Here is a 16,021-nt window from a genome sequence, read left to right as displayed (position 1 = left end):
ACTCGGGACGGCGTTGCCCACTCGAGCCGGACACCATCCGCTGCGGCGCCTCCTCGTACAGACGGCCACGACCGGCAGGCAGGCTATGCGGCCATTCCCGCCTGCGCGCTCCCCCGATCAGGTTTCGCTCAGCGTTTGGTGACCAGTCCGTTCTGCGACGAAAACCAGGCGGCGAGATCCTGAATGTCCTTCCTGTCAAGGTTTGCGACCTGCCCCGCCATGATCGGGTTCTTGCGCTGGCCCGATTTGTAGTCGAGCAGGGCACGCACAAGATAGTCCTCGTGCTGACCCGCGAGCCGCGGAAAATCCGGGGTCTGGCTGTTGCCATCCACGCCGTGGCACGCCCCGCAAACGGCGGCCTTCTCCTTGCCCGCGACCGGATCGCCCGCCCACGACACACCGGACGCTAGAACCAGTCCAAGGGCAAGGGCGGCAGGCTTGAATACTGGAACCCCGCTCATTTGCCGCTCCCCCCGTAGTAGGCTGCCACGTCGGCGATATCCTGATCACTCAGACTCGCCGCGACACCCTGCATGGTCGGGTGACTGCGTTCTCCTGAACGGTATTCTTCCAGCGCCTTGACGATATAGGCGGGATGCTGCCCGCCGAGCTTGGGGACGTGATAAACGTGCGGAAAACTCGCCCGGTAACCCGGGATCCCGTGACAACCCGCGCACATCGAGATCTTGTCACGCGCGGCCTCCGCGTTGCCCTCGACCGCCAGCGCAGAAAGGGAAAGCGTCGACAAAACGACTGTTGATATCAGATTACGTCGTCCCTGCATGGGACCTCCTGTTGGGGGGATGGGGATGCAAACCTGAAACGACCGGGCGATTCTAGGGGCTGCAGGCTTTGAATTGCAAACGATTCGCGTTTCGTTGCAGCGCAGCAATCGCGACATTCATGCTGCGCGCCCCCGTCGGCGGTGCGGTCCGTATAATTCGACGCACTCTATTGCTCAATCATGGAACCGCATCATGCGCTTCGAAGGCTCGACTGATTACGTTGCCACGCCCGACCTGATGCTGGCAGTGAATGCCTCAATCCAGCTGCAGCGCCCCCTGCTGATCAAGGGCGAACCGGGTACAGGCAAGACAATGCTCGCGGAAGAAGTCGCGACAGCGCTGGGCCTGCCACTGATCCAGTGGCATATCAAGTCCACCACCAAGGCCCAGCAAGGCCTCTACGAGTACGATGCAGTGTCGCGTCTGCGCGACTCGCAGCTCGGCGACGACCGCGTTCGCGACATTGCAAACTACATCGTCAAGGGCGTGCTGTGGCAGGCGTTCGAGGCCGATACGCCCACCGTCGTGCTGATCGACGAGATCGACAAGGCCGACATCGAATTCCCGAACGATCTGCTGCGCGAGATCGACCGCATGGAATTCCACTGCTACGAAACGCGCGAGACCGTGCGGGCACGCCACCGGCCGATCGTGTTCATTACCTCGAACAACGAGAAGGAACTGCCGGACGCCTTTCTGCGCCGCTGCTTCTTCCACTACATCCGCTTCCCGGACCGGGAGACGATGCAACGGATCGTCGACGTACACTTTCCGGACATCAAGAAGAAACTGTTGCAGGAAGCGCTCGAAGTGTTCTTCGGCTTGCGTGACATTCCCGGCCTCAAGAAGAAGCCATCCACATCGGAGCTGCTCGACTGGCTCAAACTGCTGGTGGCTGAAGACATCCCCGCCGAAGCCCTGCGCAGCAGTGATCAGAAACTCGTAGTACCTCCACTGCACGGTGCGCTGCTCAAGAACGAGCAGGATGTCCATCTCTTTGAACGCCTGGTGTTCATGGCGCGGAACAACCGTTGAGGACACACTGCCTGGGCACGACAGGCGTGCCTGCCGCCAAACGCGTTGGCGCTGCGCGGGCGAATCTGTCTATGCTGTAGGCGAGACCCAACGGCACGCGTGAGCTTCGCGACGGGAGACAGGTGAATGACGGGCGGTATTTTCATCAGCTACAGGCGCGACGATTCGGCCGGTTATGCAGGCCGTCTCTACGATCGCCTCGCAGCCCGTTTCGGCAGCGACCGGGTTTTCATGGATGTCGAGGGCATCGAGCCAGGCACCGATTTCGTCGTTGCCATCGAGAAGGCGGTCAGCTCGTGTGCAGTCCTGATCGTATTGATCGGTGACGAGTGGCTGAGCGTCACCGACGCGTCCGGCAAGCCGCGGCTCGACGACCCCCACGACTTCATCCGCCTCGAAACCGCCACCGCGCTCAAGCGCGACATCCGCGTCGTACCGGTGCTGCTGGAAGGCACGCCGATGCCGCCGAGCGATGCCCTGCCGGAAGAGCTGCGCATGCTGACCCGCCGGCAGGGGGTGGAGATCAGCCACAAGCAATGGGAATCATCGACCGGCGATTTGATCGGCACCCTCGAACGGATACTGGAGCAGGCCGACCCATCCGGTGCAGCTGTGCCTGCGAAGAGCGTCGAAGCGCCAGCGCCCGCTCCCGAGCCGGCCGGCGTCCCAGCAGAAACGGCGGCCCCCGCGCCCCACCACCCGACCGGCGCGGGCACAGGGGGCGATACGCGTCCCTCGTCACCCGGCAAGCTACTGGGTGCCGCGGTCCTTGTGGCGGCCGTCGGCGGGCTTGCCTGGTATTTCGGCACCCGGCCTGACGACACGCCAGCCCCAGCTCCCGCGCCAGCCGTGCAAACGCCGCCGGCAGTGCCGCCAGTCGTGGCCGCGGAGGCGCCAACCGGCGAGCCGAAACTGGTCGCCCTGCAACCCAAGGTCGACTTCGGCTCGATCATGGTCGAAACCCGGGGTGCAGGTGCCGTACGTTTCGGTAACGAGGGCACCGCCGACGCTCGGGTGAGCGCCCCGCGCCTGGACGGCGTCGATGCGGGCAGCTTCAGGATCATCGTGAACACCTGCGAAGGCACCCTGGCTCCGGGCCGCACCTGCGAGGTCAACCTGGGATTCCACCCTCTATCGAGCGGTACACGCAAAGCCAGTCTCATCGTCGGACTGGCTGACGGCACCCAGCAACTGAGCGTCGCGCTGGCGGGCACCGGTTCGCCGCCGCCATCCTCCGCGGCTCCCGCCGCGGCGCCAAAACCCCCCGCGCCGCGCGTCACCACTCTGAATGCGAGGCCGGAAGACGGCGGCACACGGATCTGCTACCGCGCGAGTGCTGCGGACAGCGTGGAGCTGCTGCCATCCCCGGGCATGCTCGAAAACGTCACCTCAGACTGCGTACATGTTGCAATCGATGGCCCGACACGCTTTACCCTGGTGGTGACCAATCAGGGCGGCAGCAGTCGAAAGACTGTGCTGGCCAGGCCCAAACCCGTCGCCACGGCGACCATACCCGACTCACCCACGTCGGGCTCCGCACAGCCGACGAGCGCGACTGACAGCCTGCCCAGCGTCGGAGAACAATGGCAGTACCGCTCAAAGGGCAAATGGCCCACAAGCCCGAAACGACGTTTTCAGGTCACGGCACGATCGGTCAGCGGCCAGACGGTGCAGGATCTTCTGGTACAGACCGAACCGCCCCCGCGATTCCGCGGCGAGACCAATGGCACCACCGGCGCCGGCTTCGTGAGCTGGAACGAGATCGGGACCGAGTTCAGCCCTTACCTTGGCGCCTTCGTCACACTTTCCGAGGGGCGCAGCTGGCGCAATGTGCCGACACCCGACATGGGTGCCTACTGGACGCAGTGGTACACCGAGGCGAAGGTTCTGGGTCAGGAAACCGTCAGCGTACCGGCCGGCCGCTTTGCCGCCACCAAGGTCGAAGTCTGGAGCAGCCGGCGCGCAACCGGCTCAAGCGCCGAGGCACAGCTCGAACCGGTCAGAATCCGCTATCTGGTGTGGTATGCGCGCGAAGCGAAACGGTACGTCCGCATGGAGCGCAAGGTGATCTCGGCCAACGGCAGCGAAATCGAGAACGACACCTTCGAACTCGTCGCGCACGGCGGTGGCTGAGCACCGAAAGCCCGCCGGGGCCTCGACAGTGCAATCCACTCCACGGCATCATGAACACCTCTTGCCTGCCCGCTCAAAGCCGTGCTAATCGATTTCTTCCTTCATCTCAAGGATCACAAGCTGCCGGTCTCCACCAAGGAATTGCTGACCTTGCTGGAAGGCCTGCAGGCGAACGTCTGTGGCCACTCGATCGACGACTTCTATGTCTTTTCGCGTGCCTGTCTGGTCAAGGACGAAACCCTCTACGACCGTTTCGATCAGGCTTTCGGAAGCTATTTCAAGGGTGTCACCGAGATCCCGGGCCTTGAGGTGGATCTGCCCGAAGAGTGGCTGCGCGCGATGATGAAACGCCACCTCACCCCAGAGCAGAAGGCAGCTCTCGAAAAGCTGGGCTGGGACAAGCTCATGGAGGAGTTCAAGAAGCGCCTCGAAGAGCAGAAGGGGCGTCACCAGGGCGGCAGCAAATGGGTGGGCAGCGGTGGCAGCTCGCCCTTCGGAAACAGCGGCTATCACCCGGAAGGGATTCGCGTTGGGGGCCCCTCCGCCGGCAACCGGACTGCCGTAAAGGTCTGGGAACAGCGCGAATACCGGAACCTCGACGACACGGTCGAGCTCGGTACACGCAACATCAAGGTGGCGCTGCGCAGACTGCGTCGTTTTGCGCGCAGCGGCGCGGCCGAAGAGCTGGACCTGGACGGCACGATTGCCGCCACGGCCCGCAATGCCGGCTGGCTCGACCTGATGATGCGCCCGGAACGCCACAACTCGATCAAGGTGCTGATGTTCTTCGACGTGGGGGGCTCGATGGACGACCACGTCAAGATATGCGAAGAACTCTTCTCGGCGTGCCGCACCGAGTTCAAGCATCTCGAGTACTACTACTTCCACAACTGCGTCTACGACTGGGTGTGGAAGGACAGCCATCTGCGCCACAAGGAACGCATCCCGACGCTCGACGTGATCCACCGCTACGGCGCCGACTACAAGCTGATTTTCGTCGGCGACGCTACGATGAGCCCCTACGAGATCCTGCACCAGCGCGGCGCCATCGACTACATGAACGAGGAACCTGGTGCGGTCTGGCTGCGCCGCCTGTTCGACGCTTACCCGGGGGCGGCCTGGCTGAACCCCGAGCCCGAAAGGCTATGGGAATACCGTCACTCGATCCGCATCGTTCGCGATCTGGCCGGCGAAAGGATGTACCCACTCACACTCGACGGGCTCGGTCGCGCCATCCGGCAGCTCTCGCGCAGCCAGCGCCACGCCTGAAGCCGGGCCGACTCAGGTCGGCACGCGATAGTTTTCCTGCGTCATGAGGTCGACCCCGCATTCCAGGTTTTCAAACCAGTCGAGAAAGCGCGTCACCATTTCCCGGCCCTCGAACCGGCAACCGTGCTGGGGCACGATCATTCGCACATCGAGCTGGCGCACCATGTTCACCCACATGCGGCAGACCTTGTTGGAGACCATGATGCGTCGATGAAAACCGGTCATCATCTGCAGATGCTCGTCGAAGTTGCGAACCGGCCGTGCCGCCTCCGCATGATCCACCAGCGACGCACCGACATCACCGGTAAACAGGATCTTCGAGACGGGGTCGTAGAAATGGAAATTTCCTTCCGAGTGCAGAAAATGGGCCGGTATCGCGATGATCCGCGCCGCGCCGAGCGTGATGGCCATGCCGCTGTCCGGAATACCCAGGATTCGGGACGAATAGTCTTTTCCCGTGGTGAAGTGGGGAATGAACCGTGTCCACAGTCTCGAAATCATGACCTTGCAGTGAGAGGTCACCATCCATTTGTTCAGCGAAGAAATGATGTCCGGATCGGCATGTGAGGCAAATATGAAATCAAGCTGTCGCGACGGCATGTAACGTTGCATGCCCATGAGCAAACCCGAGTGGGTCATGTTGCCGCCCGGGTCGATCAAAGCCCCATGCCCCCCATCGACGATAAGGAACTGGTTGCACTGCACCGCGTGATCGGCACCCTCGTCGACCAGGTCGTAGAATGCGACGCAGGCATGCACGCCGTCGTTGTAAAGCTCCTCGGACATCAGATTTTCCCCGGACCCGGCCCAAGTGGCCATTTCCTGAATTGCGCCCGGACGGGCACTTCAAGGCGTGTACACGGCCGATCGAAGGCAAATTTTAGTGTCTGGCCAGGAATCGTCATTCGGTTTCCCGCACGCTTCGCAGGCATGAAGAAGGGTCACTCGGTAAACGGCAGTGGCTGCATACCGAACCCCTCGTCCAGATGCTGGATCTGGGTAATTACCACGTCGAGATCCATGTGCAGTCGCTCCAGCGCATCCGCATCGAGTCGGCGAAGCGCCTCGGGCAACACACCGCGGGCCGGCGACGGCGCCCGCTCAAGCAGGGCGAGCCCCGCTTCAGTCGGGTAGAGCCGCACCACACGTTGATCGGCGCTACCGCGCTCGCGCCGGATCAAGCCGGACGTCTCGAGCTTGTCGACCATGTTCGATGCGGTCGACTGATGCAAGGCCATGCATCGTGCAAGCTCCCCGACCTTCAGTCCAGGCACTTCCGAAAGCTCCTGAAGCGCCCACAACTGCGCACCTGTCACCCCGCTCTGACGCTCGACCCACTGTGAATGCCGCTGAGCGGTGCGAATCAACACCCTGAATCTCTGCAGCACGGAAAGAGGCGTCACTTTACCCGTGTTCGTTTTGCCCACGTTCTCGGCGGCGGGGGAAGACATTGACTTGCTCCGTAATGGTGAAGTTCGAGAAATTTTCGAAGAAACCGGCACGATGTCGAAGTATGCGGCGACACCCGCCGCATTCTACGGCCTCGTGCCATCTCGTCGCACAGAATCGATGGCAACGAGACGCCGATACGCGACAGCCGGGAGGTGTGGCTGCGCTCGTGTTAACATGTTGGCTCGAATCCACAAGGCAAACGGAGACACGGCTGTAGCGCCGACCCAAATGGATCGCCCCGACCCTTCGCCGGCAGAAGAATCAGCAAGTTCGAAGACTTTCCGCCAACTCGCCCGGGGAGGACGCCGCTACGCACTGCCGTGGCTTTCCATCGGCCGCTGGCGACGCCGCATGCTGCTGGTCGGTGCAGCCCTGCTTGCAGGCTTCATCTGTATCGCCTTCGCAATCGGTGCGGACCTCGCGATCCACGCCCACCAGCAGCTCATGGCCCTCACCCCATTGCTCACCCTGCTGGTCGCTCCGGCAGGCTTCGCCCTGATGGCATGGCTGTGTCGAAGCTACTTCCCCGGCTCCCAGGGCAGCGGAATCCCGCAGGCGATTGCCGCCTCGATCTCCGATGATCCCAAGGCGCGTGGCAAGCTGCTATCTACTCGCATCGCGTTCGGAAAGGTGTTTCTCACGCTCGGAGCGCTGCTTTCGGGCGCAACCGTCGGCCGCGAAGGCCCGTCGGTGCAGGTTGGCGCCTCGATCCTGCACACCCTCGCAGGCAAGCGCTTCGGCCGTATTGCTCCGACGCGTGACCTGATCATCGCCGGCGGAGCGGCGGGCATCGCGGCGGCCTTCAACACGCCGCTTGGCGGCATCATGTTCGCGATCGAGGAACTTTCCCGACACCGACCCTTCATCGCCAACAGCACGACCCTGATTGCCGTCATATTCGCGGGTCTCATTTCACTCGCCACACTGGGCAACTACACCTACTTCGGTATCACGCAGGCGGCCATCGGCTGGCCCGAAGGCATCTGGCCAGTCATTCTTTGTGGCGCCGCCGGTGGAATCGGGGGCGGGCTGTTCTCGCGGCTGCTGCTCGCCACCACGCGTTCCCTGCCCGGCAAGCTCGGGATTTTTGCCCGCGAGCATCCCATCCGGCTCGCGGCAGCCTGCGGTCTGGGTACTGCGATCATCGGCCTGGCGACGGGGGGCCTCACCTATGGCACCGGCTATACCGAATCGAAGGCGGCGCTCGAAGGCATTGCCGAACTGCCTTTCTACTATGGCATTGCCAAGGCGGCCACGGTTCTGCTGGCATTTCTGAGCGGCATTCCCGGCGGCGTGTTTGCCCCGGCACTCGCAGTGGGTGCGGGAATCGGCAGCAATATCGCCTCGTTCATGCCGGTCGAGCACGGTGCGGCGCTGCTCGCGCTCGGCATGGTCGCCTTTCTATCCGGCATGACCCAGTCGCCGATCACCTCCTTCGTACTGGTCATGGAAATGACCGCGAACCACCAGTTCCTCTTGCCACTCATGGCAGCCTCGGTGATCGCACATGCCTTCTCGAAATCGGTTGCACCCATTCCGCTCTACGATGCGATAGCTTACGGCATGATCCGCAAGCTCCATCCCCACCAGCCGATTCCAGCCCAGCCAACCGATGACGAACGGCTGGAAGCCGAACTGGCCGCTCAAGCCAAGCTGGCAGAGCAAGCAAAACAGGCCGCCGAGCAAGCAGCCCAGCAGGCCAGGCAGGCTGCCGAAAACAACATCGACAGCCCGGGAGCGCAAGGTCAGGCGAGCCAGCCCAAGACTTGATCAGTCAGGAGGGCGCCGGCCAGACAAGCGGCGCGCCCGATCAAGACGAAACAGCGGCAAGGCCGAGACGCGCACGCCCGTGCCACATTGGCTTCTGGTCGCCAAGGATGAAAGCGCTACGGCGGACACTCCGCAAGATCCTCTCGATCCACTAGCCGATCGCCCTTCGCCGGCGCCAGCGTCATCCGCCGCATTGCCTGCCGTCTCACGACGGCAGGCAATGGCCGAAATCACGTACCGGCCGCCCGGAACCCCACACCTGCAGTTCCGGTGCCTTGTCCGATCAGTCGTTCCCGACTTAGGCCGCGCCGTTTCCGCTCATCGCAAGCATCAACTGGTTGATGCGCTTGACGAAGGTCGCCGGGTCGTCGAGCGTTCCACCTTCCGCCAACAGGGCCTGATCGAAGATTACCGCGGCCCACTCGTCGAACTGCTTGTCCTCGTACTTGAGACGCAGCAAGGCCGGATGGTGCGGATTGATCTCAAGAATCGGCTTTGACGCAGGCGCATCCTGCCCCGCAGCCTTGAGAATGCGTGCCAGATTCATGCCGAGATCGTGCTCGTCAGCCACCAGGCAGGCCGGCGAATCGGTCAGCCGGTGGGTCACACGCACTTCCTTGACCCGTTCGCCGAGGCTGGCCTTCATCTTCTCGAGCAGCTCCTTGAATTCGTCGGCCGCCTTCTCCGCATCCTTCTTCTCGGCCTCGTCTTCGAGCGAGCCGAGATCCAGACCACCCTTGGCAACCGACTGCAGCTGTTTGCCGTCGAATTCGGTGAGATTGCCGATGACCCATTCGTCGACCCGATCCGACAGCAGCAGCACTTCGATGCCCTTCTTGCGGAAGATTTCCAGATGCGGGCTATTCTTCGCCGCGTTGAAGGTTTCGGCGGTGACGTAATAGATCTTGTCCTGTCCTTCCTTCATCCGTGCGATGTAGTCGGCCAGTGAAACGACCTCGTCGGACGTATCGGCGTGGGTCGACGCAAAGCGGAGCAATCCGGCAATCTTTTCCTTGTTGGCGTGATCTTCGCCGACACCTTCCTTGAGAACCTTGCCGAACTCCCTCCAGAAGCTGGCGTACTTTTCCTTTTCCGCCGCGTCGTCGTTCGTGGCCAGATCCTCGAGCAGGCCGAGCACCTTCTTCGTGCAGCCGGCGCGGATCGCGTCAATATCCTTCGACTCCTGCAGGATTTCGCGGGACACGTTGAGCGGAAGATCCGCCGAATCGACCACGCCGCGCACGAAGCGCAGATACGTCGGCATCAGCTTTTCGGCATCGTCCATGATGAACACGCGCTTCACGTACAGCTTGACGCCGTGACGGGCATTGCGGTCCCACAGATCAAACGGCGCATGGGCCGGAACGTACAACAGCTGAGTGTATTCCTGACGGCCCTCGACCCGCGAATGGGTCCATGCCAGCGGCTCGTCGTAGTCGTGGCCGACATGTTTGTAGAAGGCCTTGTACTCGTCGTCCGAGATGTCGTTGCGCGGGCGGGCCCACAGAGCGCTGGCCTGGTTGACCACCTCGTCCTCGTCACGCAGAACCTGTTCGTTCTTCTCCTCGTCCCACTCTTCCTTCTGCATCACGATGGGCTGGACGATGTGGTCGGAGTACTTGCGGATCAGCGACTTGAGCTTCCAGGAAGACAGCAGGTCGTCCTGGTCCTCGCGCAGATGCAGGGTGATCTCGGTTCCGCGCGCCGCCTTTTCCACGGCGGCAATCGCGTATTCACCGGCGGAGTCGCCGGTCATTGCGCACTCCCACTTCACGCCCTCGTTCGCGGCCAGGCCGGCACGGCGCGTCAACACGGTGACCTTGTCGGCAACGATGAAGGCGGAGTAGAAACCGACCCCGAACTGGCCGATGAGATGGGCATCCTTCTTCTGGTCGCCAGTAAGCTGACCGAAGAATTCCTTGGTGCCGGACTTGGCGATCGTGCCGAGATTGGTGATGACTTCATCCCGGCTCATGCCGATGCCGTTATCGGAAACGGTCACGGTGCGGGCGGCCTTGTCGAAGCCTATGCGGATCTTGAGCTCACCGTCGCCCTCGAACAGGGCTGACTTGTCGAGCGCCTCGAAACGCAGCTTGTCGCAGGCGTCCGACGCGTTCGATACCAGTTCACGCAGGAAGATTTCGCGGTTCGAGTAAAGGGAATGGATCATGAGGTGAAGCAGCTGCTTCACCTCCGCCTGGAAGTTCATGGTCTGCGAATCGGCGGCCGGAGCCGCTGCTTGCGCTTCTGACATCGGGATCATCTCCGTCGTTGCAAGGTAACGGCGGAGATATTGGGGCCAGCGACCGCGGTTTCAAGCCCACGGAGCAGACTTCAATACCTGAAGCGGCCCACGACCTCGTTGAGACCCGCCGACAGGCGTTCCAGATCTTCGACCGCCTTCGCGGCATCTCGCATCGCGCTACTCGTGCCGTCGACCATCTGTGCGATCTGTTCGACCTGTTGCGCAATCGAGTTGCTCGCCGCGCTCTGCTCCTTCGTCGCGTCCGCCACGTCCCGAATCCGCTCGAGCGCCAGCCCGGCGCCCTCGCGGATCTCCCTCAAGGACTCGGCGGCACTGTGCACCTGGGCAACGCCGCTCTGCACCTGGGCGGTAACCGACGCCATGACATCCACTGCGCCACCGGTATCCTTCTGAATACCCTTGATCATGTCTTCGATCTGAACAGTGGCACCCGCGGTGCGCTCGGCGAGACCACGCACCTCGTCGGCGACCACGGCAAACCCTCTCCCCTGTTCGCCGGCCCTCGCGGCCTCGATCGCGGCATTGAGCGCAAGCAGATTGGTCTGTGCGGCAATCTCCTTGATCACGTTGGCGATCGAAGCAATTTCCTTGGCCCGACCGACGAGTTCCTGGATCTTGAGTGAGGCGCCATCCACGGTCTGGGCAATTCGCGTCATTTCACCGGCCGCCTCACCGGTACGTGCTTCGCCACGCACGGCCAGCTCCACTGCGGCGGAAGAATTGCTCGCGGTATCGCGCGCGCTGTCGGAAATGTGGTTGATGCTCACGGTCATTTCCTCCACGCCCGCGGCAATCGCCGAGGTGGCATCGGACTGGCTCTGCGCCTTGTCCGCAACGCCACGGGCCACGCCTGCGAGGGAACCCGCGTTTTCGCGCAGGGCCTCCGCATTGCGGCCGACCTCGGTCATCATGCCGCGCAGCTGTCCGACCGTCGTTGCGAGCGTGCCCAACAAACTGTCGCCCCCCCCTTCGTTCCGGATCGTCGCACGAAGATTTCCCTGCGCCAGTTCCCGCATCGCCGCAACCGCCTCTGCCGGCTCACCGCCAAGCTGTTTCCGGATACTGCGGACGATGAGCCACGATAGCGCAATCGTCACCAGGAGAACCGCAGATGCCACCGCGCCGGTAATGGCAAGCCCGGTCGAGAATGCCTCTTCCACCCGGGTGAAGTAGACGCCCGCGCCGTAGGCCCAGCCCCATGGCTTGAACGACTTGACGGTCGAATGCTTGCGCTCCGGCGCGCCACCGGTCGTGCGCGGCCATGCGTATTCGAGTTCTGCCGGGTTGCCGCTGCGCGCCACCTCGGCAATCCTGTCGAACAGCGGGAAGCCATTCGGATCGGTCTTGCCGGCCATGGATTTGCCTTCCGTATCCGGCTTCATCGGCGAGAGCAGCGTCGTACCCTTGCCATCGTAGACGAATACGTAGTTGTTGCCGCCCTCGAAGCGCAGGTGCCTGAGCACGTCAAGCGTCTGCTTCTGGGCCTCTTCCCGACTCAGTACGCCCTTGGTCTCGAGCTCGTGGAAATGCTCGAACACATAGCCGGACGCGGTCACCACATCTTCCACCCGGCGAATCTCGGCGTCTACGAGCTGACCATGAGCGGTCCACAGTGACACGGCCCCCAACACGACCAGGCCGATCACCGAAACAATCGTCATCAGGCCAAGCCGGCTGACCAGTTTCATTCTCTCGAGCATTGTTGTTCCCCGTTTGCACGAAACAGGGGCTCAGCATCGAACGATGGATTGAAGCCGTCGTCGGCGCCCCTGCCTCGATGACATCGGCTGACGGTCGGGGAACTTGAGGTGTGCCGCACAGGCCCACGGCGCGGGCCGTCGCACCCGGTCAGGAATACCTGATCTCCAGCACCTCGATCTCGCGCAGGCCGGACGGGCTCTGAAAACGCACGACATCGCCTTCGCGCGCCTTGAGGAGCGCCTTTGCCAGGGGAGAGATCCAGCTGATGCGCCCCTCGCCCGCATTGGCTTCGTCGACTCCGACGATCTGGTAGGTCTGCTCGGTTTCGCCGTCGTCGTCCGAAATCACGACCGTGGCGCCGAAGAACACCTGATCCAGCTCCTGCTGCTCCGCCGGGTCGACGACGCAGGCGTTTTCGAGACGCTTGATGAGAAAACGGATGCGGCGGTCGATCTCGCGCAGCCGCTTCTTGCCGTAGATGTAGTCACCATTCTCAGAACGGTCACCATTCGACGCCGCCCAGGCCACGGTCTCCACCAGCTTCGGCCGTTCCGATCGAACCAGACCATCAAGCTCCGACTTGATCGCCAGCCAGCCACGCCGGGTCATGTAGATCGGGCCGCCCGCGGCCGGGCCGGAGGGGGTCTCCGGGGAATCATCATCCTCGTCGGACGCTTTGACGAACGCCTTGCTCACACCAGTCCTGCCACCATGGTCGAATCGGGCGGCCAATCTTAGGCCATGCCCGATCCGCCTACAAGCACGCGATCAGTGATAGATGGCGGGCTGGTTGAGCAGGCCGCCATAATGGTCCAGGCAGTCATCGACCGCTTCGCCACCATCGCCGCTTTCGACTGCACGACCGAGTTCCATCCGGAAGCGCAGCGCCGCCTCGCTGCGGATCACCATCCCGCGACCAAGACGCTTGTCGATCACCTCTATGGCATCGTGCCCCGGATACTCCACCACGTAGAGTCCTTCATCGTTGTACATGACATGCATCGCACACCTCACTGGTTCGTTAGAACGACTGCCTCCAGCCGCTCCCCTGGCGTTCAGATGGGGCCTCCGGGCGCTGAATCAAGCCATGCCGGCGTGTTGTCATTCCCGGCACCGCGGCATAACATACGCCGCATTCTGGAAGGACTAACGGCGCCTGCGCGCCCCGCTTTAACGGACGGGCCTCATGAGCGACAACTTCGACGAAGTCACCAGCCTCGGCGCCCGCCTCGAAGAGTTGCGGATCGAGCATCGCGATCTGGATGAGGCGATCGCGCGCCTCACCGCGACGCCCACGGACGACCAACTCATGCTGCGGCGCCTCAAGAAGCGCAAGCTACTGCTCAAGGACCGCATCGCGCTGCTGGAGCGCATGCTCACTCCGGACGAACCTGCCTGAGACCACCCCCAACGAATGTCCCGAACCTCCCCCTACTCGCAGGAAACGCTGAGCCTGCATGCCGGCCAGCAGCCCGAGCCCTTGCACGGTTCGCGCGCGACGCCGATCCACTTCACGACAAGCTACGTATTCCCCGACGCCGAACACGCCGCTTCGCTCTTCAACCTCGAGCGCCCAGGCCACGTCTACTCGCGGATCTCCAACCCCACCAATGCCGTCCTCGAAGAGCGCATCGCTGCGCTTGAGGGCGGCGTGGGTGCAATTGCGGTCGCGAGCGGGCAGGCCGCACTGCATCTGACGATCACGACGCTCGCCGGCAGCGGCGCGCACATCGTTGCCTCACGTTCGCTGTACGGCGGCTCGCACAACCTGCTCGCCTACACGCTCCCCCGTTTCGGAATCAGCACCACCTTCGTCGATCCGCGCGACCTCGAGGCTTGGCGCGCCGCGATCACGCCTCGGACCGCCCTGCTGTTCGGAGAATCAATCGGCAATCCCGGGCTCGACGTGCTGGATATCCCGGGTGTGTCCGGCATTGCCCACGAGAACGGATTGCCGCTGGTGATCGACGCAACCCTGAGCACCCCCTGCCTGCAACGTCCGATCGAACTCGGTGCGGACATCGTCATCCACTCTGCGACCAAATTCCTTGGCGGGCACGGCGTGGCGGTCGGCGGCCTCATCGTCGACGGCGGGCGTTTCGACTGGGAAGCCTCGGGTCGTTTCCCGACCCTCTGCGAACCCTACGACGGCTTCCATGGCATGGTGTTCTGCGAAGAGTCACCTGTCGCGGCCTTCCTGCTGCGGGCACGCCGCGAAGGTCTGCGCGATTTCGGCGCCTGCCTCTCGCCGATGAATGCCTTCCAGATCCTGCAGGGCATCGAAACGCTCCCGTTGCGGATGCGTCAGCATGTGGCCAATACGCGTGAGATCGTGCGTCATCTCGCAAGCCACGAAATGGTCGATGCGGTTTCCTATCCCGAGCTCGAAAGCCACCCCGATCACGCACTGGCAGCGCGCATCCTGCCCGACGGCTGCGGAGCGGTGCTGAGCTTCGAACTCAAGGGCGGCCGGGCAGCGGGCGCTGCCTTCATCGATGCACTGCGGGTCTTCTCTCATCTGGCCAACGTCGGCGACGCAAAGTCGCTCGTCATCCATCCGGCGAGCACCACGCATTTCAGGATGAGCGAGGCCGATCTTGCCGCAGCCGGCATCGGTCCGGGCACGATACGCATTTCGGTCGGCCTCGAAGGCATTGCGGATCTTCTCGCCGATCTCGATCGCGGCCTGCTGGCGGCTTCCCGCACCCTGGGTAAATAGGACGACGATGGATATCGGGATTTGCGGCCTGACCACCAGGCTATACACCGGCGGGCGCGAAATCGACCGTGAACGGCCCACCGTTCTGCTGATCCACGGCGCAGGCCACGATCACAGCGTCTGGAACATGCAATGCCGATTCCTCGCACATCGCGGATATTCGGTCGTCGCGCCCGATCTCCCCGGTCATGGTCGCTCGGCCGGCAAGGCGCTGCCAGACATAGAGGCGCTCGCTGCGTGGACGATCGGCCTGCTCGATGCGCTGGATCTGAAGACTGCGGCGGTGGTCGGACACAGCATGGGTTCGCTCGTTGCGCTGCAGGCCGCCGCCGACGCACCCGACCGCGTCGATGCGCTGGCGCTGATCGGCAGCGTGGTGCCGATGCCGGTAGCCGAACCGCTCCTCGATGCCGCTGCGAACCGTCGCGAAAAGGCACATGCGATGATCAACCAGTGGTCGTACGCACCCCGAAGTGCGCTCGGCCGCAGCGCCCAGCCCGGCACGTGCCTCACCGTGACGAATCTGCGGCTCATGGAACGTCAGGCAGCGGGCGTGCTACACACCGACCTCGCTGCCTGCAACAGCTACACTGCGGGCATCGAGGCTGCGTCGCGGGTACGCTGCCCCACGCTGGTGGTCAGTGCAGCACGCGACCAGATGACACCGCCCCGGGCGAGTGTGCCACTCGTCGACGCGCTGATCGGGGTACCGGGTGGTGTCCGCCGGGCCATCCTGCCCGACTGCGGACACGCCATGATGGCCGAGGCGCCTGACGGCGTCAGCGAGGCCTTGTACCGATTCCTCGACGAACAGCAAGCATGAGCGTGCAAACGCTCGAAGCACGATAAACCCGCGAGGCCACTTCACGGCCAGGGATCAACAACAACTAT

15 protein-coding genes are annotated in these 16,021 nt (G+C 63.1%); 7 read left to right on the top strand and 8 right to left on the bottom strand.

Features of this window, described 5'->3' with window-relative positions; all coding sequences use genetic code 11:
* Positions 1-128 precede the first annotated feature (128 nt).
* A complete protein-coding gene (locus tag GQB03_RS09350; protein ID WP_159687874.1) occupies positions 129-461 on the bottom strand; it encodes a c-type cytochrome in 333 nt (110 codons plus the stop codon).
* Complete coding sequence (locus GQB03_RS09345; RefSeq protein ID WP_159687872.1) at positions 458-784, bottom strand: c-type cytochrome; 327 nt, start codon at positions 782-784, stop codon at positions 458-460. The genes GQB03_RS09350 and GQB03_RS09345 overlap by 4 nt, the downstream gene beginning before the upstream one ends.
* A gap of 193 nt (positions 785-977) precedes the next feature.
* Between GQB03_RS09345 and GQB03_RS09340 the strand changes: the two genes are divergently transcribed.
* From GQB03_RS09340 to GQB03_RS09330, 3 genes are all read left to right on the top strand, one after another.
* Positions 978-1,820: an AAA family ATPase gene (locus tag GQB03_RS09340; protein ID WP_159687869.1), complete on the top strand. Its 843-nt coding sequence runs from the start codon at positions 978-980 to the stop codon at positions 1,818-1,820.
* A gap of 126 nt (positions 1,821-1,946) precedes the next feature.
* A complete protein-coding gene (locus GQB03_RS09335; protein ID WP_159687866.1) occupies positions 1,947-3,953 on the top strand; it encodes a TIR domain-containing protein in 2,007 nt (668 codons plus the stop codon).
* 81 nt (positions 3,954-4,034) lie between these two features.
* On the top strand, positions 4,035-5,222 hold the full coding sequence (locus GQB03_RS09330) for a vWA domain-containing protein (RefSeq protein WP_159687863.1): 1,188 nt from the start codon (positions 4,035-4,037) through the stop codon (positions 5,220-5,222).
* A 12-nt stretch (positions 5,223-5,234) separates the two neighbouring features.
* On the opposite strand, the gene GQB03_RS09325 is transcribed toward GQB03_RS09330, so the two are convergent.
* Together GQB03_RS09325 and GQB03_RS09320 are read right to left on the bottom strand one after the other, a co-directional pair.
* Positions 5,235-6,008 (bottom strand): oxygen-binding di-iron domain-containing protein, encoded by a 774-nt coding sequence (locus GQB03_RS09325; protein WP_159687861.1) that lies wholly within the window; start codon positions 6,006-6,008, stop codon positions 5,235-5,237.
* Between the two features lie 155 nt (positions 6,009-6,163).
* Positions 6,164-6,673: a MarR family winged helix-turn-helix transcriptional regulator gene (locus GQB03_RS09320; protein WP_159687858.1), complete on the bottom strand. Its 510-nt coding sequence runs from the start codon at positions 6,671-6,673 to the stop codon at positions 6,164-6,166.
* A gap of 229 nt (positions 6,674-6,902) precedes the next feature.
* Here GQB03_RS09320 and GQB03_RS09315 point away from each other — a divergent pair, with 229 nt between their 5' ends.
* Positions 6,903-8,444, top strand: coding sequence for a chloride channel protein (locus GQB03_RS09315; protein WP_159687855.1), 1,542 nt, complete (start codon positions 6,903-6,905; stop codon positions 8,442-8,444).
* Positions 8,445-8,742: 298 nt separating this feature from the next.
* On the opposite strand, the gene htpG is transcribed toward GQB03_RS09315, so the two are convergent.
* The 4 genes from htpG to GQB03_RS09295 all read right to left on the bottom strand — a co-directional run bounded on the left by htpG (position 8,743) and on the right by GQB03_RS09295 (position 13,404).
* Positions 8,743-10,698: a molecular chaperone HtpG gene (gene htpG / locus GQB03_RS09310; RefSeq protein WP_159687852.1), complete on the bottom strand. Its 1,956-nt coding sequence runs from the start codon at positions 10,696-10,698 to the stop codon at positions 8,743-8,745.
* Between the two features lie 80 nt (positions 10,699-10,778).
* Positions 10,779-12,410 (bottom strand): methyl-accepting chemotaxis protein, encoded by a 1,632-nt coding sequence (locus tag GQB03_RS09305; protein WP_159687849.1) that lies wholly within the window; start codon positions 12,408-12,410, stop codon positions 10,779-10,781.
* Between the two features lie 148 nt (positions 12,411-12,558).
* A complete protein-coding gene (gene greB, locus GQB03_RS09300) occupies positions 12,559-13,107 on the bottom strand; it encodes a transcription elongation factor GreB (RefSeq protein ID WP_159687846.1) in 549 nt (182 codons plus the stop codon).
* Positions 13,108-13,179: 72 nt separating this feature from the next.
* Positions 13,180-13,404 (bottom strand): DUF3567 family protein, encoded by a 225-nt coding sequence (locus tag GQB03_RS09295; RefSeq protein WP_200832163.1) that lies wholly within the window; start codon positions 13,402-13,404, stop codon positions 13,180-13,182.
* Between the two features lie 193 nt (positions 13,405-13,597).
* Between GQB03_RS09295 and GQB03_RS09290 the strand changes: the two genes are divergently transcribed.
* From GQB03_RS09290 to GQB03_RS09280, 3 genes are read left to right on the top strand one after another with little or no spacing between them, the layout of a single operon-like run.
* Positions 13,598-13,810 (top strand): YdcH family protein, encoded by a 213-nt coding sequence (locus GQB03_RS09290; protein ID WP_159687840.1) that lies wholly within the window; start codon positions 13,598-13,600, stop codon positions 13,808-13,810.
* Between the two features lie 15 nt (positions 13,811-13,825).
* Positions 13,826-15,130: an O-acetylhomoserine aminocarboxypropyltransferase gene (locus tag GQB03_RS09285; protein WP_159687837.1), complete on the top strand. Its 1,305-nt coding sequence runs from the start codon at positions 13,826-13,828 to the stop codon at positions 15,128-15,130.
* A 7-nt stretch (positions 15,131-15,137) separates the two neighbouring features.
* Positions 15,138-15,953, top strand: a complete 816-nt coding sequence (locus tag GQB03_RS09280; RefSeq protein WP_159687834.1) for an alpha/beta fold hydrolase — start codon at positions 15,138-15,140, stop codon at positions 15,951-15,953.
* The last annotated feature ends 68 nt before the right edge of the window (positions 15,954-16,021 follow it).

The organism is Cognatazoarcus halotolerans (assembly GCF_009800965.1).
In the GTDB taxonomy this organism is placed as follows: Bacteria; Pseudomonadota; Gammaproteobacteria; order Burkholderiales; family Rhodocyclaceae; genus Cognatazoarcus; species Cognatazoarcus halotolerans.
The sequence above is the reverse complement of the archived record's forward strand: the minus strand, read 5'-3'. Positions and strand labels throughout refer to the sequence as shown.